Origin of the sequence: Nitrosomonas sp., from assembly GCA_016703745.1 — a bacterium.
Lineage (GTDB): Bacteria > Pseudomonadota > Gammaproteobacteria > Burkholderiales > Nitrosomonadaceae > Nitrosomonas.
Genome location: JADJBK010000006.1, coordinates 2,477,196 through 2,492,978, shown reverse-complemented (window position 1 = coordinate 2,492,978; position 15,783 = coordinate 2,477,196). Strand labels below are relative to the sequence as shown.

15 protein-coding genes are annotated in these 15,783 nt (G+C 47.0%); 11 read left to right on the top strand and 4 right to left on the bottom strand.

Annotated features, from left to right (window positions below):
* The first annotated feature begins 41 nt into the window (after positions 1 to 41).
* A complete protein-coding gene (locus IPG31_13090) occupies positions 42 to 1,004 on the top strand; it encodes an ankyrin repeat domain-containing protein (GenBank protein MBK6619236.1) in 963 nt (320 codons plus the stop codon).
* A 339-nt stretch (positions 1,005 to 1,343) separates the two neighbouring features.
* Here IPG31_13090 and flgA read toward each other — a convergent pair whose 3' ends face one another.
* On the bottom strand, positions 1,344 to 2,027 hold the full coding sequence (gene flgA, locus IPG31_13085; protein MBK6619235.1) for a flagellar basal body P-ring formation protein FlgA: 684 nt from the start codon (positions 2,025 to 2,027) through the stop codon (positions 1,344 to 1,346).
* Between the two features lie 458 nt (positions 2,028 to 2,485).
* Between flgA and IPG31_13080 the strand changes: the two genes are divergently transcribed.
* From IPG31_13080 to ssb, 10 genes are all read left to right on the top strand, one after another.
* Entirely contained in the window at positions 2,486 to 4,102 is a 1,617-nt protein-coding gene (locus IPG31_13080; protein MBK6619234.1) for a FecR domain-containing protein, read from the top strand.
* Entirely contained in the window at positions 4,060 to 6,954 is a 2,895-nt protein-coding gene (locus tag IPG31_13075; GenBank protein MBK6619233.1) for an EAL domain-containing protein, read from the top strand. The genes IPG31_13080 and IPG31_13075 overlap by 43 nt, the downstream gene beginning before the upstream one ends.
* Before the next feature lie 203 nt (positions 6,955 to 7,157).
* Complete coding sequence (locus IPG31_13070) at positions 7,158 to 7,517, top strand: septal ring lytic transglycosylase RlpA family protein (GenBank protein ID MBK6619232.1); 360 nt, start codon at positions 7,158 to 7,160, stop codon at positions 7,515 to 7,517.
* Positions 7,518 to 7,650: 133 nt separating this feature from the next.
* Entirely contained in the window at positions 7,651 to 7,902 is a 252-nt protein-coding gene (locus IPG31_13065) for an acyl carrier protein (protein MBK6619231.1), read from the top strand.
* Positions 7,903 to 7,915: 13 nt separating this feature from the next.
* The gene (locus tag IPG31_13060; protein MBK6619230.1) at positions 7,916 to 8,755 is read left to right on the top strand and encodes a hydrolase 2, exosortase A system-associated; all 840 of its coding nucleotides are present in this window, start codon (positions 7,916 to 7,918) and stop codon (positions 8,753 to 8,755) included.
* A complete protein-coding gene (locus IPG31_13055) occupies positions 8,752 to 9,618 on the top strand; it encodes a hydrolase 1, exosortase A system-associated (protein ID MBK6619229.1) in 867 nt (288 codons plus the stop codon). The genes IPG31_13060 and IPG31_13055 overlap by 4 nt, the downstream gene beginning before the upstream one ends.
* 11 nt (positions 9,619 to 9,629) lie before the next feature.
* On the top strand, positions 9,630 to 10,865 hold the full coding sequence (locus tag IPG31_13050; protein MBK6619228.1) for a glycosyltransferase: 1,236 nt from the start codon (positions 9,630 to 9,632) through the stop codon (positions 10,863 to 10,865).
* Between the two features lie 37 nt (positions 10,866 to 10,902).
* Positions 10,903 to 11,568: a tetratricopeptide repeat protein gene (locus tag IPG31_13045; GenBank protein ID MBK6619227.1), complete on the top strand. Its 666-nt coding sequence runs from the start codon at positions 10,903 to 10,905 to the stop codon at positions 11,566 to 11,568.
* A 532-nt stretch (positions 11,569 to 12,100) separates the two neighbouring features.
* A complete protein-coding gene (locus IPG31_13040) occupies positions 12,101 to 13,459 on the top strand; it encodes an MFS transporter (protein ID MBK6619226.1) in 1,359 nt (452 codons plus the stop codon).
* Positions 13,460 to 13,915 carry a single-stranded DNA-binding protein gene (ssb, locus tag IPG31_13035; GenBank protein MBK6619225.1) on the top strand — a complete coding sequence of 152 codons (456 nt, stop codon included), beginning with the start codon at positions 13,460 to 13,462 and terminating at the stop codon, positions 13,913 to 13,915.
* Between the two features lie 167 nt (positions 13,916 to 14,082).
* On the opposite strand, the gene IPG31_13030 is transcribed toward ssb, so the two are convergent.
* The 3 genes from IPG31_13030 to apaG are packed head-to-tail and all read right to left on the bottom strand — an operon-like array spanning position 14,083 to position 15,712.
* Positions 14,083 to 14,604 (bottom strand): hypothetical protein, encoded by a 522-nt coding sequence (locus tag IPG31_13030; protein MBK6619224.1) that lies wholly within the window; start codon positions 14,602 to 14,604, stop codon positions 14,083 to 14,085.
* 2 nt (positions 14,605 to 14,606) lie between these two features.
* On the bottom strand, positions 14,607 to 15,332 hold the full coding sequence (locus IPG31_13025) for an SAM-dependent methyltransferase (protein MBK6619223.1): 726 nt from the start codon (positions 15,330 to 15,332) through the stop codon (positions 14,607 to 14,609).
* Positions 15,329 to 15,712 carry a Co2+/Mg2+ efflux protein ApaG gene (gene apaG / locus IPG31_13020; protein MBK6619222.1) on the bottom strand — a complete coding sequence of 128 codons (384 nt, stop codon included), beginning with the start codon at positions 15,710 to 15,712 and terminating at the stop codon, positions 15,329 to 15,331. The genes IPG31_13025 and apaG overlap by 4 nt, the downstream gene beginning before the upstream one ends.
* Positions 15,713 to 15,783 lie beyond the last annotated feature (71 nt).

Below are 15,783 nucleotides of genomic sequence, written 5' to 3'. Positions count from 1 at the left end.
TACTTTATCCGCTAATTAAAAAACAACCCAATACGAAGCTTATGAAAACACGATTACTTGCCCGGCTCGGGCACCAAAAAAAACACTACTTATCCGCTCTCGTCCTATTGTTCATATTACAGATTCCAACGTTATATGCAAATAATGAGCAAGATTTTCTCAAGGCCGCTTTAACCGGCGATACGGCCACAGTCACGAAACTGATCGATGAAAATATTAAAATTGATCTGCAAAATCCGGATGGATTTTCTGCACTATCCGTTGCCGCCCAGAATGGCCATGAAGAAATCGTTACCCTGTTATTGAAACACAAGGCATCTGTAGATCTTGCTAATATCCAAAAAGGCACTCCGCTCCTGCTGGCAGTTAAGAATCTCCATTTACCTATCGTTGAAATATTACTCACAAACAAGGCCAATCCGGATCTGCAGGACAAGAACGGCCTGTCACCGCTAATGCTGGCAGCCGTTAAAGGTAACATTAAGATGGTAAACCTATTATTGAAATACAAGGCCAAACCTGATTTAAAGAGTGAAAACCAGGTTACGGCGTTACACCTGGCCGCACAGAACGGCCATCTTAACGTTGTCAAAGCGTTATTAGCCAACGGGGCAAAACCTAACCTGCAGGATGAAAACGGTGCTTCCGCACTTTTCCTGGCATCACTTTCAGGTTATTCAGATGTTGTCGAAGCCCTCCTGGCTCACGGCGCTTTGCCCGATCTCAAGGCGACTAACGACTTCACCGCACTGATTCTAGCCGCGCAGAATGGCCATAACGCGGTTATCGAGCTTTTACTCGCCAAAGGTGCCAACATAAACCAGCAGAATCAGGATGGTGTGACTGCATTAATGTGGGCGGCCCTGCATGAGAACGCACAAACCGTTCAATTATTACTCGAACGGGGTGCTGATCCCACCATTATTACGACCAGTGGAAAAATCGCAATGGATATGGCTAAAGACCCCGTTATTATCGAACTACTCAAGAACGTCGCCCAATAGTATTTCTCTACAAAATATGCAAATGCTTATGGCAAAAATAAGAATAACGGGATTAAAACCGGCTTAACAAACGTTATGCTTAACAAAGCAAAGTATTATGATGACATCACGTAATTGATGTTCTCCTTTTATTGACGAGGCCTTTACCCTGCCCTTTCGGCAGGGTTTTTTTTGAGCCATCCCATTAAACATCAAAAATTTTTTAGTTGTTTGAAACATCATGACCAGATGCACGGCCATGAATATCTCTGCTTTTCTGCCAGAAAGAAATAAAGCGATCCAAAATACCGAATAGATAGAAGCAGACAGGATCAATCGGCAGGCTATCGATCAATTTTACTACCTGATCTCAACATAGCCGTCCTGATGAGCCAGGCCACTGATCACACGTCCTGTGGAATTGCGTATCTGTACCAATTCACCTGCTGCAGCATTCGTTAGGGCACTACCCTCAGTACTGACGCTAAAACCTTTCCCTGTTGCCATTAACCGCACTTTTTGGCCACGTGTAATGACGTGTGGGGCGCGTAACTGGATCTGGCGGATGGGTTGACCTGCTGCGACAGAGGTGGCCGTCATTTTCCCGATTACTTGCCGGAAATCGAGAAGCACATCCCTTGAGTAGCGGGTCAGATCAACTTCCTTCATTACCATATCCTGTGCCAATAGTTGTTTGCCGCTAGAAATTGTATGCGTAGTATGAACAACTTGTGCAATAACAGCTATCTCAACCGGCACATAAAGTATCCAGCCATTTGCTCCGTGGCAACGCACTCCAATCGAGAATCTTCCCCATATACTTGCACCCTCAGGCAAAAATGCTTCCATGTGCTCACAAGGCTGGCGGGCCAAGTGGGAATTCGGCACACTGGATTTAATGATGATATTACCTGGAAGGTTTCGGGTTTCCCGCACAACAAAATTTTCAATTGCCTCAACGATTATATTGGACGCTGTTAACTCTGCTGCTGTACTCAGGGTGGAGAGCACACAGCAGAAAAACCCGATCAGTTTGAATTTCATGATTTGCGTTGAAAAGAATTCAGATCAAAAGGAAAAGTAACGGCAGCGCTATTACTGTCAGTCTCCCACGTTGGACTGCAACACCAGGGTGAACATTAGTGGCCTTTCTGCCAAAACGATTGATTAAACAGCAACCCATTAATAGTGTTATTCGATTACATCCTGCTTCCGTTTTTTTCTATATTGTTTACTCTGCGCACATCAGAATAACCAGCATTGATAAGCGCTGTTTAAATCAGCTTGATGGAGACAAGACCACGATGGCTTAACTATTTAGTAGTATTCAAAATTGGTTCGGGTTAGAATCGTCTCTGAATGACGACGGCATCACCATGCAGTGAAAAATACTGGTAATGCTGATATCGACTTTAAATATAATTCAGAAAAGGTGGCCTCAGGTACTTGATAATCAGGTTCACGAGACTGAATAAAGGTAGTTTATGAGAAGACGTTTGATCATGATCCTGAGGCTTCTGACTACTTGCCTGATACTACAGGGATCTTGCTTACTGGCAGACGACTGGATTTATACCGTGCGGCCAGGTGACAATCTATGGAATCTCGCTGAACAGCACCTGATAAGTTTCAAGTATGTCAAACAGTTGCAACAACTCAATGGCGTGCAGAATCCTTATCACCTTCCACCCGGGAAAAAAATTCGTATTCCACTGGCGTGGACCACCCGACAATCTGCCAGCGCGCGTATTGTCAGTCTTCATGGCAAAGTAATAGTCAAGCGCGGCAACTCTCAAAAAATTTTGCAGGCAGCACCCGATTTACAGCTTTTTGTCGGCGATGCAATTCTGAGTGAGGTAGACAGCTTTGTCACTATCGAGTTTTCCGATGGTTCACGTTTACGACTTCAGGAAAATAGCAGCATCCGTCTGAATAATCTGAAAATTCTCGGTAACGCTGGCCTGATAAAAACCGCTGTCGAACTCAACTATGGACGGGTTGAAAGTGTGGTTCCAGAAAACCCCAGGTCAAACTCACGTTTCAGCATCAAAACACCTTCCGCAATCAGCTCGGTAAGAGGTACTAAATTCCGGGTTGGTGTCCTGCAGGATAATGCCACCGCCAGCGAAGTATTAACTGGTGCGCTGAAAGTGAGCGGAGAAAAACAGGCCGTCAATGTTGACAAGGGGTATGGCTCGGTCACTTTAAGGGGGATGCCGCCTTTGCTCCCGGTAAGGCTCTTGCCGGCGCCTGATCTGTCAACCACCCCTGCGTTACTTGAGCGACTTCCACTTATTATTCCCGTCGGAGCTGTTGCCGGTGCACAGGCCTATCGCGTACAAATTGCAAAGGATAGCGAATTTCAGCATATGCTGACTGAGTTCGTAACCACTACGCTTCCTTTTCGTGAAGGCGATCTCCCAGACGGAAACTACTGGTTGCGAGTGCGTGCAATCGATAAGTCCGGCCTTGAAGGATATGATGCGATCAAAGCAGTAACGATCAACGCCCGACCAGAACCTCCTTTTGTGATTACACCCCAGCCCGACACCATCCTGCTTGGCGAGCGACCCGTATTAAAGTGGGCAGCACACTCAGCCGCATCGCGTTACCTGGTTGAAATCAGCCGCGAGTCAAATTTTCTGCCACCACTACTATTTAGCGATGAAGTGGCGGAAACCAGCCTGCAGTTGCAGAATGATCTGACCCCAGGCAACTATTTCTGGCGAATTGCTTCTGTTGTTGCTGCTGAAGAAGGTACAGGGCCATTCAGTGATTCTATGAAATTCCGGGTACCTGTTCCAGGGCCCTCTCTGGAAAAACTGGAAGTAGACAAATCCAGTATCACTTTTTCGTGGCGCACTGCAACTGAAGGACAGAAATTTCATGTTCAGCTGGCACGTGATAAGGAATTCAGCCAGGTATTACTGGATCAGGAAACAGCAAATGCCTTCATCACGCTGCCGCGACCGCAAGGCGGCAAGTATTTTCTACGAACCAGAACAATCGAGACAGATGGTTTTGAAGGGCCTTATGGTGCTGCGCAATCCATTGATATTCCGCATGCCACACCTTATTGGCTGATAATTTTACTGCTACCGCTACTGGTGCTGTTGTGATATTTCCCGTGGATCGCTTCTTGCTCCCCAAACCTTTGGTGTGGCGTGCGCTGCTACTGCTGGCAATTGTCTGGCTGTTGTCTTTTTCTGAAGCGTTGCAGCGGCTGGATTGGTTCGTTTACGACACCTTCATTTCTCTCAAAAAAACTGTTCCAGATAATGAAATCGTGATTGTCACCATCGACGAAAAAAGCCTGCAAGCTCTCGGTCACTGGCCATGGTCACGTGAAATCCATGCTGAATTGATCAATCGGCTTACGCAGGCAGGTAACAATATCGTGCTGCTGGATGTGCTGTTTGCTGAGCCGGAATCTCATAATCCGTTGGCCGATGAACTGCTGGCGTCCGCTATTGCCACACATGGCTCAGTGATTTTACCGGTTGTGCCGGCGTCGGATCCCGTGACAAAGCGACTCTACACTATCGAACCGCTAACGGCTTTCCGTGCCGGCGCTACGCTCGGGCATGCGGATATTGAACTGGATCGTGATGGCGTGGCAAGACGGGTTTTTTTATATGCCGGGATTAACACTCCCCAGTGGCCAGCTATGGGTCTGGCTTTGCTGCACAAGGCCAGACACCACGCAGACAACCATCCAGCAACAAATTCGGACGTAAAATCACTACAAAATATCGGTAGATGGATTCGTTCACAAGAAACATTGATACCCTACGCCGGGCCGCCAGGAACGTTTCAGCAGTTTTCTTACGCACAGGTATTCTACGACGCATCTCTTCTCAAGCAACTTGAGAATAAAATTATTCTTGTCGGTGTAACGGCGACCGGGCTGGGATCAAGATTTGCCACACCGGTTTCATCTGACAGCCATCAGCCGATGAGCGGCGTGGAGTGGCATGCAAACGTCTTTGAAATGCTGCGGCATGATCGAATGGTATATCCGGTATCTCGTACTGTTTCCAGTTCTATTTCGGTCGTATGGGTGCTGGCCATGCTCATATTAGCCGTACTGTTGAGCAGTTTCTTCTCACTACCGCTACTGCTGGTGATGCTTGCGGGTAGCCTTGCTATTGTCGGGGTGATACTTGACTGGCTGCAGATATGGATTCCTCCCGCGCCCGCTTTGCTGGGCATGCTGGCAATTTATCCGCTATGGAACTGGCAACGCTTCAACGAGTATATGCGCTCGTTATTCGCCGTCAACGTATACGCCGATACTGCTCTGGAATCGGTTAATGATGGTGTAATTACTACGGATATCAATAACCGTATTGTTACGGTGAATAGCAGTATGGAAAGAATTCTGGGGATCAAACAAAAATTGTTGTTGGGAAAATCTTTACAACAAGCGCTTAAATTAAAAGTCGCAGGCAAAACTGACGTGGAAGAATTGGGTAACAACAGTTTTATATCTGATTCACCGGATAAATTGGCCACACAGGGTTCTCTGGAAACAGCAACCGGTCAGAAACGGATGGTGCGCCTGACTCGTCAACCGATACACAACGAACAAAACAATCTGATGGGATTTGTGGTTTCCATCAACGATATGACTGATAACGTCGAACTGACTCAGAAAGTGACCCATCTGGGAAACTATGATCTGCTAACCGGGTTACCAAACCGACTGCTGCTGCTGGACCAGTTTGATGAGCTGGAGCTGGCAGCAAAAGCTCGTGGTGAAGGTATTATCATACTGTTCATGGCGCTGGATAATTTCAAAAAAATTAATAATGCGCTTGGTCACCGCGCAGGAGATGTATTGTTGCGCAAGGTAGCGCAGCGAATACAGGAAATACCCAATCATTCGAATTACCTCGCACGCTGGAGCGGTGATGAATTCGTAGCACTCGTGAGTTGTCAGCAAACCAGTACGGGGGTCGCAATGCAACTGGCGCAGCAGTTGCTGGAAGTGATCCGGCAACCGTTTTCAGTTGTCGATCAAGATGTTTTTGTAACGGCCAGTATAGGAGTCAGTTTTTACCCCCAGAATGGCGATGAAAGTGAAACGTTATTGAAACATGCCGCAACCGCTATGTATCATTCCAAACACGCCGGTGGAGATAATTTCAGTTTTTATTCACCGGAATTATCGGTTGTCTGGACGCGTGATCGGCTTGCGTTTGAGAAGGAATTACGAACCGCACTGGATAATGACCAGCTACAAGTTTTTTATCAACCCATTGTAGATGTCAGGCAACAGAACCTACTGCGTATCGAAGCTCTGGTTCGCTGGTCACATCCGGAGCGTGGATTTTTGACTCCTGGAGATTTTGTACCTTTCGCGGAACAAATTGGTGTCATTGAGCAGCTAGGAGAAAAGGTATTATTGGCTGCGTGTCTTACTGCCCACAACTTGTCACAGTCTCTGGACAGATCGATCTGTATCTCGGTCAACGTCAATCCGCGTCAATTACTTTTTGGAGGCTTTGTGCAGGTGGTTTCTCATGCTTTGCAGCAGACTGGATTACCCGCGAGCTCGTTGATTCTGGAAATTACCGAAGATGCAATCGTCAACAATATTCCACTCGCCCGGGAGGTTCTTGGCAAAATCAAAAAACTGGGTGTGGCAATTGCGCTGGATGACTTTGGCACGGGTTATTCGTCGCTCAGCCTGCTGCGGGATCTGCCCATCGATACCCTAAAAATCGACAAATCCTTCATTCGTGCATTGGGCCAGAACTCGCATGATCTCATGATCACACAAGCAATCATAGGATTAGGAGAAAATCTCAATTTGGCAATCATTGCGGAAGGCGTAGAAACAAAACAACAAATGCAAATCCTGCACGATCATCATTGCCATTTGCAACAGGGATATTATTTCAGCCGTCCGATACCCTATCCAGCACTTATAAAATGGATACACAACCCAACTTATACGCACCTTTAACAATTCGGATCGCCAAAGGACGTCTCTAAAAACTCAGAAGTTTAAACTGATATTGCGCTAGCAAACTCTATCCGCTTTCTGTTCTGACCATATCAACATATATTTGATTGCATTCGGTATAAATCCTGAATATGATGAGCGCCTAAGTCGCTGAAGGAAAATACAAGCATCTATTTATTAATTTTTTATAAAAGGAACCTGACATGAGAAGTTTGGGCGCAATCGGTCTGACCACAATGATTCTTTTTCTGATCACCTTTTCCAGTGGACTATTGGCCGAAACGGGTACAGCTGTTTATTACAGCGATAAATTTCAGGGCAGAAAAACGGCCAGTGGTGAAATTTTTGATCAGAATCAACTAACCGCCGCTCACAAAAAATTACCTTTCGGCACAAAGGTAAAGGTGATCAATCTAGAAAATGATCGCAGTGTAATTGTCAAAATAAATGACAGAATGGCAACAAAAAACAGCAATCTCATTGATCTGACTCGTCAAGCTGCAAAAGAGCTCGATTTCTTGAAGCAGGGAAAAGCACGCGTCAACCTTGAAGTAGTGGATTGACCCCGCTTGACTATATTCATCGTGACAGTACAAAGTACTGTCCGATAATTTACCCTTAATTCCCTGTCTGCAATAAATACCTTGCTGGGTTAAAATAGCCGCTTTGCTATAAAAGGTTATTTTTGGAGTAATCATGCAACATCTGGAAGAAGTCAGGAATATATTGGGTGACGTGCTCAGTCTGGGCGACAGAATGCAGACTCTCGGGGAAGATTCGGTCTTGCTCGGCAATCTGCCCGAGTTAGATTCGATGGCGGTAATCAATATAATTACTGCATTGGAGGATTACTACGATTTTTCAGTGGATGATGACGAAATCAGTGCCCAGACTTTTGAAACATTGGGCAGCCTGACACGATTCGTCGAGCAAAAACTCGCTGGATAATCAGTATAGTTTAATGGACAGCCCGCCTGCTGATCCCTTTTTTCTAGATGCTTTTCCGGGAAAGCGTTTTTGCTTGTACCACCCACCCGCTAAGGTATTTTATCGGGGTGATGCCATTCTCTATCTTCATCCCTTTGCTGAAGAAATGAATAAATCCAGGCGCATGGCTGCGTTGCAGTCGCGAGCATTCGCTGCGGCTGGGCTGGGGGTACTGCAAATCGATCTGTATGGCTGCGGAGACAGTGAGGGAGATTTCTCCGATGCTGCCTGGGAAATATGGAAACAGGATATTGCCTGCGCGAGACAATGGCTGATACAGCAAGGGTTTATTTCAATTCATATCTGGGGGTTACGGTTAGGCGCACTGTTAGCACTGGATTATGCAAAGGAGGCTGCACAAGATTTTGTGCAGTTTGTTTTATGGCAACCCGTCCTTAATGGACATTCGTTTTTAACCCAGTTTTTACGCTTGCGATTGGGAAACGAACTGATTGCTACTGATAGCAGCGTGACATCCAATGTTAAACAGTTGCGCGAGCAGCTTTGGGCCGGAAATTCTCTTGAAATAGCAGGTTACACCCTCTCGCCCACACTGGCGATCACTATTGATAACCTGAAAATCAATCAACTGGCAGTGGCTAATCAACCAATTCACTGGTTTGAAATTGTTGCGCAGGCAGGGCGCGAACAGCCTCCCGCAAGTCAAGCAATGATTCAATCATGGCAACAAGCAGGGGTGATTACCCAGGTAACTGTGCTACCAGGTTCACCATTCTGGTCAACGCAGGAAATCAGTGAATGCCCTGAATTGATTATTGCGACGACCAGACTTTTTCCCCGCTCGAAATCATGAATTACCATGAACAGGCGATACGTATTTATTGTGGATCACGCTGGCTTTATGGTGTTCTGAGCCTGCCAGATATCCCATGCTCACGCGGCGTACTGGTTGCAGTTGGGGGCCCGCAGTATCGTGCAGGCAGTCATCGCCAGTTTGTGTTACTCACCCGTGAGCTGGCACGACAGAATATTGCATGTCTACGCTTTGATTTTCGTGGCATGGGGGATAGTGAAGGTGATATACGCAGCTTTGAAGCTGTGGACGAAGATATTGCCAGTGCGGTTAATTTTTTCCTTACGGAATGTTCGTTCTTGCAGGATGTGGTGATCTGGGGATTATGTGATGCCGCCTCTGCAGCCATGTTTTATGCGCATCAGGATACGCGCATCAGTGGACTGGTATTACTGAACCCATGGGTACGGACCGAAGAAGGAATCGCCAAAGTGTATCTGCGTCACCACTATCTGGCGCGGCTATTTCAGGTTGAATTCTGGAAAAAACTAATTAGTGGACAATTCAATCCAATTGCTTCGGTACGCTCGCTTTATACGCTTATCAACAGTCTGTCACGTGCTGGCAACACCTCAACCGCATCGAAAAACCCTGGCTACTCGTGTAGTCAGTTATCTTTGCCAGAGCGTATGTTTAACGGTTTACAAAATTTTCAGGGTAAAGTTCTGATTATTACTAGCGGCAAGGATGTGACTGCACGTGAGTTTCTTGATCTGGTCAATACTTCAGTCGACTGGCAGAATACATTCAAAACCAAACAAGTCAAACTATCCCATCTAGCAACAGCTAACCATACTTTTTCTACTCGCGAGTGGCGTGACCAGGTGGCACAATTAACTGGAAACTGGTTGCGATCATGGTGAAGCGCGTTCTCATGATTGCCTATCATTTCCCCCCATTGGGAGGTAGCAGCGGGGTCCAGCGTACACTTCGCTTCTCACAATATCTCCCTGACCATGGATGGGAACCGATTGTGCTCAGTGCTCATCCACGCGCCTTTCAGCAGATCGATAAAAGCCAGCTGACAGATATTCCGGATACAGTTCGAGTACAGCATGCTTTTGCGCTGGACACTGCCAAGCACCTATCCATCAAGGGGCGTTACCCACGCATACTGTCTCTGCCGGATCGCTGGGCAAGCTGGTGGTTAGGAGCTGTTCCGGCAGGATTAAAGCTAATCAGGCAATATCGACCAGACATAATTTGGTCCACTTATCCCATAGCAACCGCTCATCTGATTGGATTAACCCTAAGCCGCCTTACAAACATTCCCTGGGTAGCCGATTTCAGGGATCCAATGGTGCAACCTGATTATCCACGGAACCCATCCACTTATCGCGCCTATCAATGGATAGAAAATAAGACGATGAAACATTGTGCGGCAGCAATTTTTACCACCCCTGGCACACTTACGGATTATCAGACAAGATTTCCAGATGTCTCCGCCTCTCGTTTTCGGCTAATCGAAAATGGTTATGATGAGTCCAGCTTTACGGGCTTACCTTCCTCAGCACGATCCGCTTCTGCTGGCTCCGGGAAATTGGTGCTATTGCATAGCGGGATTATTTATCCATCTGAACGCGACCCCACGTATTTGTTCGAGGCCATAGCTGCCTTGCTCAAGCGGAGAGAAATCAGCGCAGATAATCTAAGTATTCTCTTGCGCGCTTCCCACCATGAAGATTATCTGCAGTCGCTGATTGACCGTTTTGGAATCGGACAGATTGTTTCCCTGGTGCCCCCCATTCCTTACAAACAGGCATTATCCGAAATGCTGACGGTAGATGGGCTATTGCTGCTGCAAGCCGCTAACTGCAATAATCAGATTCCAGCCAAGTTGTACGAATACCTGCGCACGCAAAGGCCAATACTGGCGTTGACCGACCCGGTGGGTGATACGGCACAAAAACTGAAAAGTATGGGCATCGATACAATTACGCCACTGGATTCGACGAAAGAAATTCAGCAAGCACTCAGCCATTTTCTGGCACTATTACAAAAAGGCCGCGCGCCGGTAGCCTCTGTGGACAAAATATCGGCAAATTCCAGGGCATCAACGACCGGAGATTTAGCCATACTGCTGAATGCCATTCCATCATCAGGGAAATAGGCCGCAACTAAATTTTTCAGGAGCCGCTATGAGGATTATGAAGAAATTAATCGGATACTTGCTGATACCCGCCATGATAGGTATAACCCCGGTTATATTAAACTCAGCAATGGCTGCCCGTCCCGGCGACGTTTATTGTGGCAAGCTTTCAGGAGCACATTTCGGACCCTTTGATTATGTCAATCGCCATAGCTTACAAGCAGATCTGGATGTAGTAGAAAATCATCACTTTAACCATGATGTGGAAAATCTCATTCGTGGCATGACGGGGACAATTGCAGGAGATCTGAATTACACCCTTCACGCCTGGCCTAACCATCATCGCGCACTGGTTTCTCTGGCGAAATTGTCTATTCGGGATAAATCGACACGCTTTCATGGATTGAGGTATCCAGTAGAATGCTATTTCGATCGGGCGATGCGTATGAACGCTACCGATACCACGGTACGCTCGATCTACAGCGGCTATCTCTTACAGAAGGGACGCAATAAAGAAGCAATCGAGCAACTGGAAATTGCTGTTAATCTTGAACCAGAAAACGCAACAGCACTCTACAATCTAGGTCTATTACATCTCAAACAGAAAAATTATGAAAAAGCCAATGATTATGCACAGAAAGCGTATGCGCTCGATTTCCCGCTGCCTGGACTTAAAAATAAGCTGATTGCGGCGGGGAAATGGAAAATTCTAAAAAATCGATAGGCTAGTAGTGAGCCGTGCCGATGAAATCACCACTTGCAACACTTGGCCTCTAATTTTGTTTCTATCTAAGGAGGCTCTGATTAACTCACCTTTGTCATTCCGAACGTAGTGAGGAATCTTTGGCAATCAACAATATAGATTTCTCGCTATGCTCGAAATGGCAGTTATTCAGAGGTTCCCTAAGTAAGGCAAACACTTGAACTCTCACTTTGTGTTGCCAGAGATTAAACAACAGCATAAAAAATCCGGCAGTATATGAAAAAACAAGCACACTTTTTCGATTAGAGTCAAACTTACAGAAAAAACGGTTTAATCATTAAATTCGAACGGAAAGCCATCTATCATAGCGCGTGCAGCGCTGCTGTTTGTTAAAGCTTTGCAGTGAATGTAAATCAGCCCCTGTCAGCAGAAAAATCTGAAGCCCCAGTCGACACCTGCTATCATGGCCGGATTTTAGATTCATATCCTATCACTGATCAGCTTAATGTCATCGACTTCTCCATCAAAAACCTCTCCTGAAATTACCGAGAAAATGACGCCGGTGGAGTTACGGGCTTCCATCGGGCTTGCTGGCGTATATGCGCTGCGTATGCTTGGCCTGTTTATTATTCTGCCGGTATTCTCGTTCTATGCGGAAGATATGCCGGGCGGAACCAGTTTTACTCTGATCGGCATCGCACTGGGCGCTTACGGACTGACACAAGCTGTTTTGCAAATTCCTTTTGGTTGGTTATCCGATCGGATTGGGCGCAAACCGGTTATTTATTTTGGGCTGATTCTATTTGCGCTGGGCAGCTTTGTCGCAGCCAGCGCCGCTGATATTTACTGGGTCATTTTTGGTAGAATTCTGCAAGGGGCAGGAGCCATCTCGGCGGCAGTCATGGCGCTTGCTGCGGATCTCACCCGGGAAGAGCACCGCACTAAAGCCATGGCAATGATAGGCATGACTATTGGTGTTGTATTTGCCTTGTCGCTGATATTGGCGCCCATACTCAATCATTGGATCGGCGTACCGGGAATTTTCCTACTGACCGGTTTACTGGCGATACTCGCCATCTGGGTGGTTTATCAGGTGGTGCCTGATCCGATTGTCAGTCGCTTCCACTCGGATACCGAAGTCGCGTCCAACCGCTTCAAAACAGTACTGAACAATTCGCAACTCCTGCGGTTGAATTATGGCATTTTTGCTCTGCATGCAGTACTGATGGCATTATGGCTAGTCGTGCCTTTATCATTACGCAACGCCGGTCTTGCAGCTGATCATCACTGGCAGGTGTATTTCCCGGTGCTGGTGTTATCGATCATGCTGATTCTTCCGGCCATCATCTATGCCGAGAAGAAATCGAAGATGAAGCCTGTATTTGTTTCTGCTGTAACATTACTACTATCCGGGCAAATTCTTATGGGGCTGTTCAGTCAGTCACTATTGGGACTGGCTTTCGCACTGCTGGTATTTTTTACAGCATTCAATCTGCTCGAAGCCAGCCTGCCCTCTCTGATCTCCAAAATTGCGCCAGTCGGCGCGAAAGGTACGGCCATTGGCATTTACAGCAGCACTCAGTTTCTTGGCGCATTCGTTGGGGCGAGTCTTGGCGGTTATCTGTTTCAGCATTACGGTGCTTTTGCCTTGACTGCTCTGTGCAGCGGGCTGCTGGTAATCTGGTTGTTGCTGGCGATCACCATGCAGACGCCAGCAGCGGTACGTTCCAAAATGTATGCGGTTGGTGAAATGGATAGCAGCCAGGCCAGTCAGCTCTCGGAGGCATTGGTGAAATTACCCGGTGTTAGTGAAGCACTGGTACTAGCCAATGAACAAGTTGCCTACCTGAAAGTAGATATGAAAGGATTTGAGGAAGATAAAGTGATTCAGTTACTGGAAAGGAGTATATAAATGGCCTCATTGAACAAAGTCATGTTGATTGGAAATCTTGGACGTGATCCGGAAGTTCGCTATATGCCCAGCGGAGATGCAATGGCAAACCTGAATATTGCAACTACCGATACCTGGAAAGACAAAACCGGAGAAAAACAAGAACGTACCGAATGGCACCGTATCGTCATGTTTGGCAAACAAGCCGAAATCGCGGGCGAGTACCTCAAAAAAGGATCGCAGATTTATATTGAAGGTCGTTTACAAACTCGTAAATGGACGGATAAATCCAACGTTGAGCGCTATACCACCGAAATTGTTGCCGACCGCATGCAGATGCTTGGCAGCCGTTCTGGTGCAAGCCATCAGGATGCTCCAAATGACCACGACAGTGATCAGAGCAGTCATTCCGGCAGCAAAAACAACGCTCCAACCGGCAGCGGATTTGATGACATGGAAGACGATATTCCTTTTTAAGCGACTCGGAAGTATTTAATTGGGTTGTCCACTACGACATCCCCTCTACAGCAACTCGGAAAACCACAAGAATATTCAGCAAAAAACTACCTGTCAGATGATTTGTGATCGTATGACAGTCGATAACTGAATCGAAGATGGACCGGATTCTGTGGCATATCTTTGTATTACCTCGACGGCAAATTTAGTAATGGCTTGCCAGTTTTCTCGTATTCCGGGCGAATCAGACTATGATCGCGGAATTGAGGTTGAATGAGGCGCTCGTCGGTACGAAAAGGAGTCGGTGCGGATCGTAGACTGGCACGCCAAGCTTCCATGGCGACATCCGGCTGATACTGCTCTCCATAAACTTTTGCAGGAGGTGGTAATTTCTGTCTACGCTCCATCAGTGGTGGATAAGGTGCAAAAATAGCACCACAGTTGAAGAATAAGAAACAGTCTGGATAAAAGGGCGGGGCCGGATAAACCGGACCGATCCGGCTATACGGCAAGTAAAGAGAATGCCATACACCTCCAGCATGTATAGTAGAAGCAGCATGCAGCGATGTGGCGCGACTACCCACGGCCAACTTTACGCCCAACACAGGCTGAGCGTATGCGTACATCCCATCTAATCCGAATAACAGCAGCAAGATACCCCAACCAGCGTATAAGCTTCGTGTTGTTTTTATAAAAACCGAATTTGACATCCTTATCCCTGCAATAAAAAGACAGCCGGTTGCTTGTGGATGACTGGCAAGCTATTCTGACGCCACTCACCCACTGTCCGAGTGGAAACATATTCGTTTGTCAGCGTCAGGTTACATGCCAGACACAGTTGTGTCTGCGCGTTACAGCAACATAGCAGCGCTTCCAGTAAACGCAGATTGCGGTATGGCGTTTCGATAAATATCTGCGTTTCATTTTCCTGCCGGGAACGCTTCTCAATTTGCAGGATTTTCTGATCACGTTCATCCTGCGGAACCGGCAAATACCCGTGGAAGCAAAAGTGTTGTCCGTTCAGGCCAGAAGCCATCAATGCCAGAAGAATGGCCGATGGCCCAACAAGTGGCACTACTTGGATGTTCTGTTGATGCGCGAGCCGCACCAGTGCCGCACCCGGATCAGCAATCGCTGGACAACCAGCTTCTGACAGCAATCCAACATCCCACCCATTCAGCAGCGGCAAGAGTAAATCCGGGAGCATTTTTGCTGCCGTGTGCTCGTTGAGTTCTGCGAGTTCAAGAGATGCCAGTGGTGGCAACCCATTAATCTGTTTGAGAAAATAACGAGCAGTTTTTGGATGCTCTACCACAAAGTGCCTGATGGTAGACAATCGCCGCTGCACATCGGCTGGAAGAACCGACGTGATCTCATCCTTACCCAGCGGAGTGGGAATCAGATAGAGCTTACCGCTTAGATTCGCTCCATCAGTCAATGCAGCACCCTCGGCACACTCAGAATAAACTCGGGTATCTCCACGGAAAAACAGAAGCCATCCTCAGCCACCATCTGGTAGCTACCCTTCATGAAACCCACTGGTGTAAGAATTGCAGTTCCACTGGTGTACTCAAAACACTCTCCAGATTTCAGTAGAGGTTGTTCTCCCACCACCCCCAGTCCCCTCACCTCGTGCACGCTGCCATCCCCATCCGTGATGATCCAGTGGCGACTGATGAGCTGTGACGCCACACTACCAATATTAACAATAGTGATTGTGTAGGCAAAGACGAAGTGCTCTGCCTCAGCATCTGATTGATCCGGTAGATAAGTGGTTTTGACCTTGACTTCGATACGGTATTTTTCGTTGTTCGTCATTAGGTTATTTCATCTCAATATGTTATTTGTCGAATACTAACAAGTCGTTTCACAGAAAAGTATTTGTCACG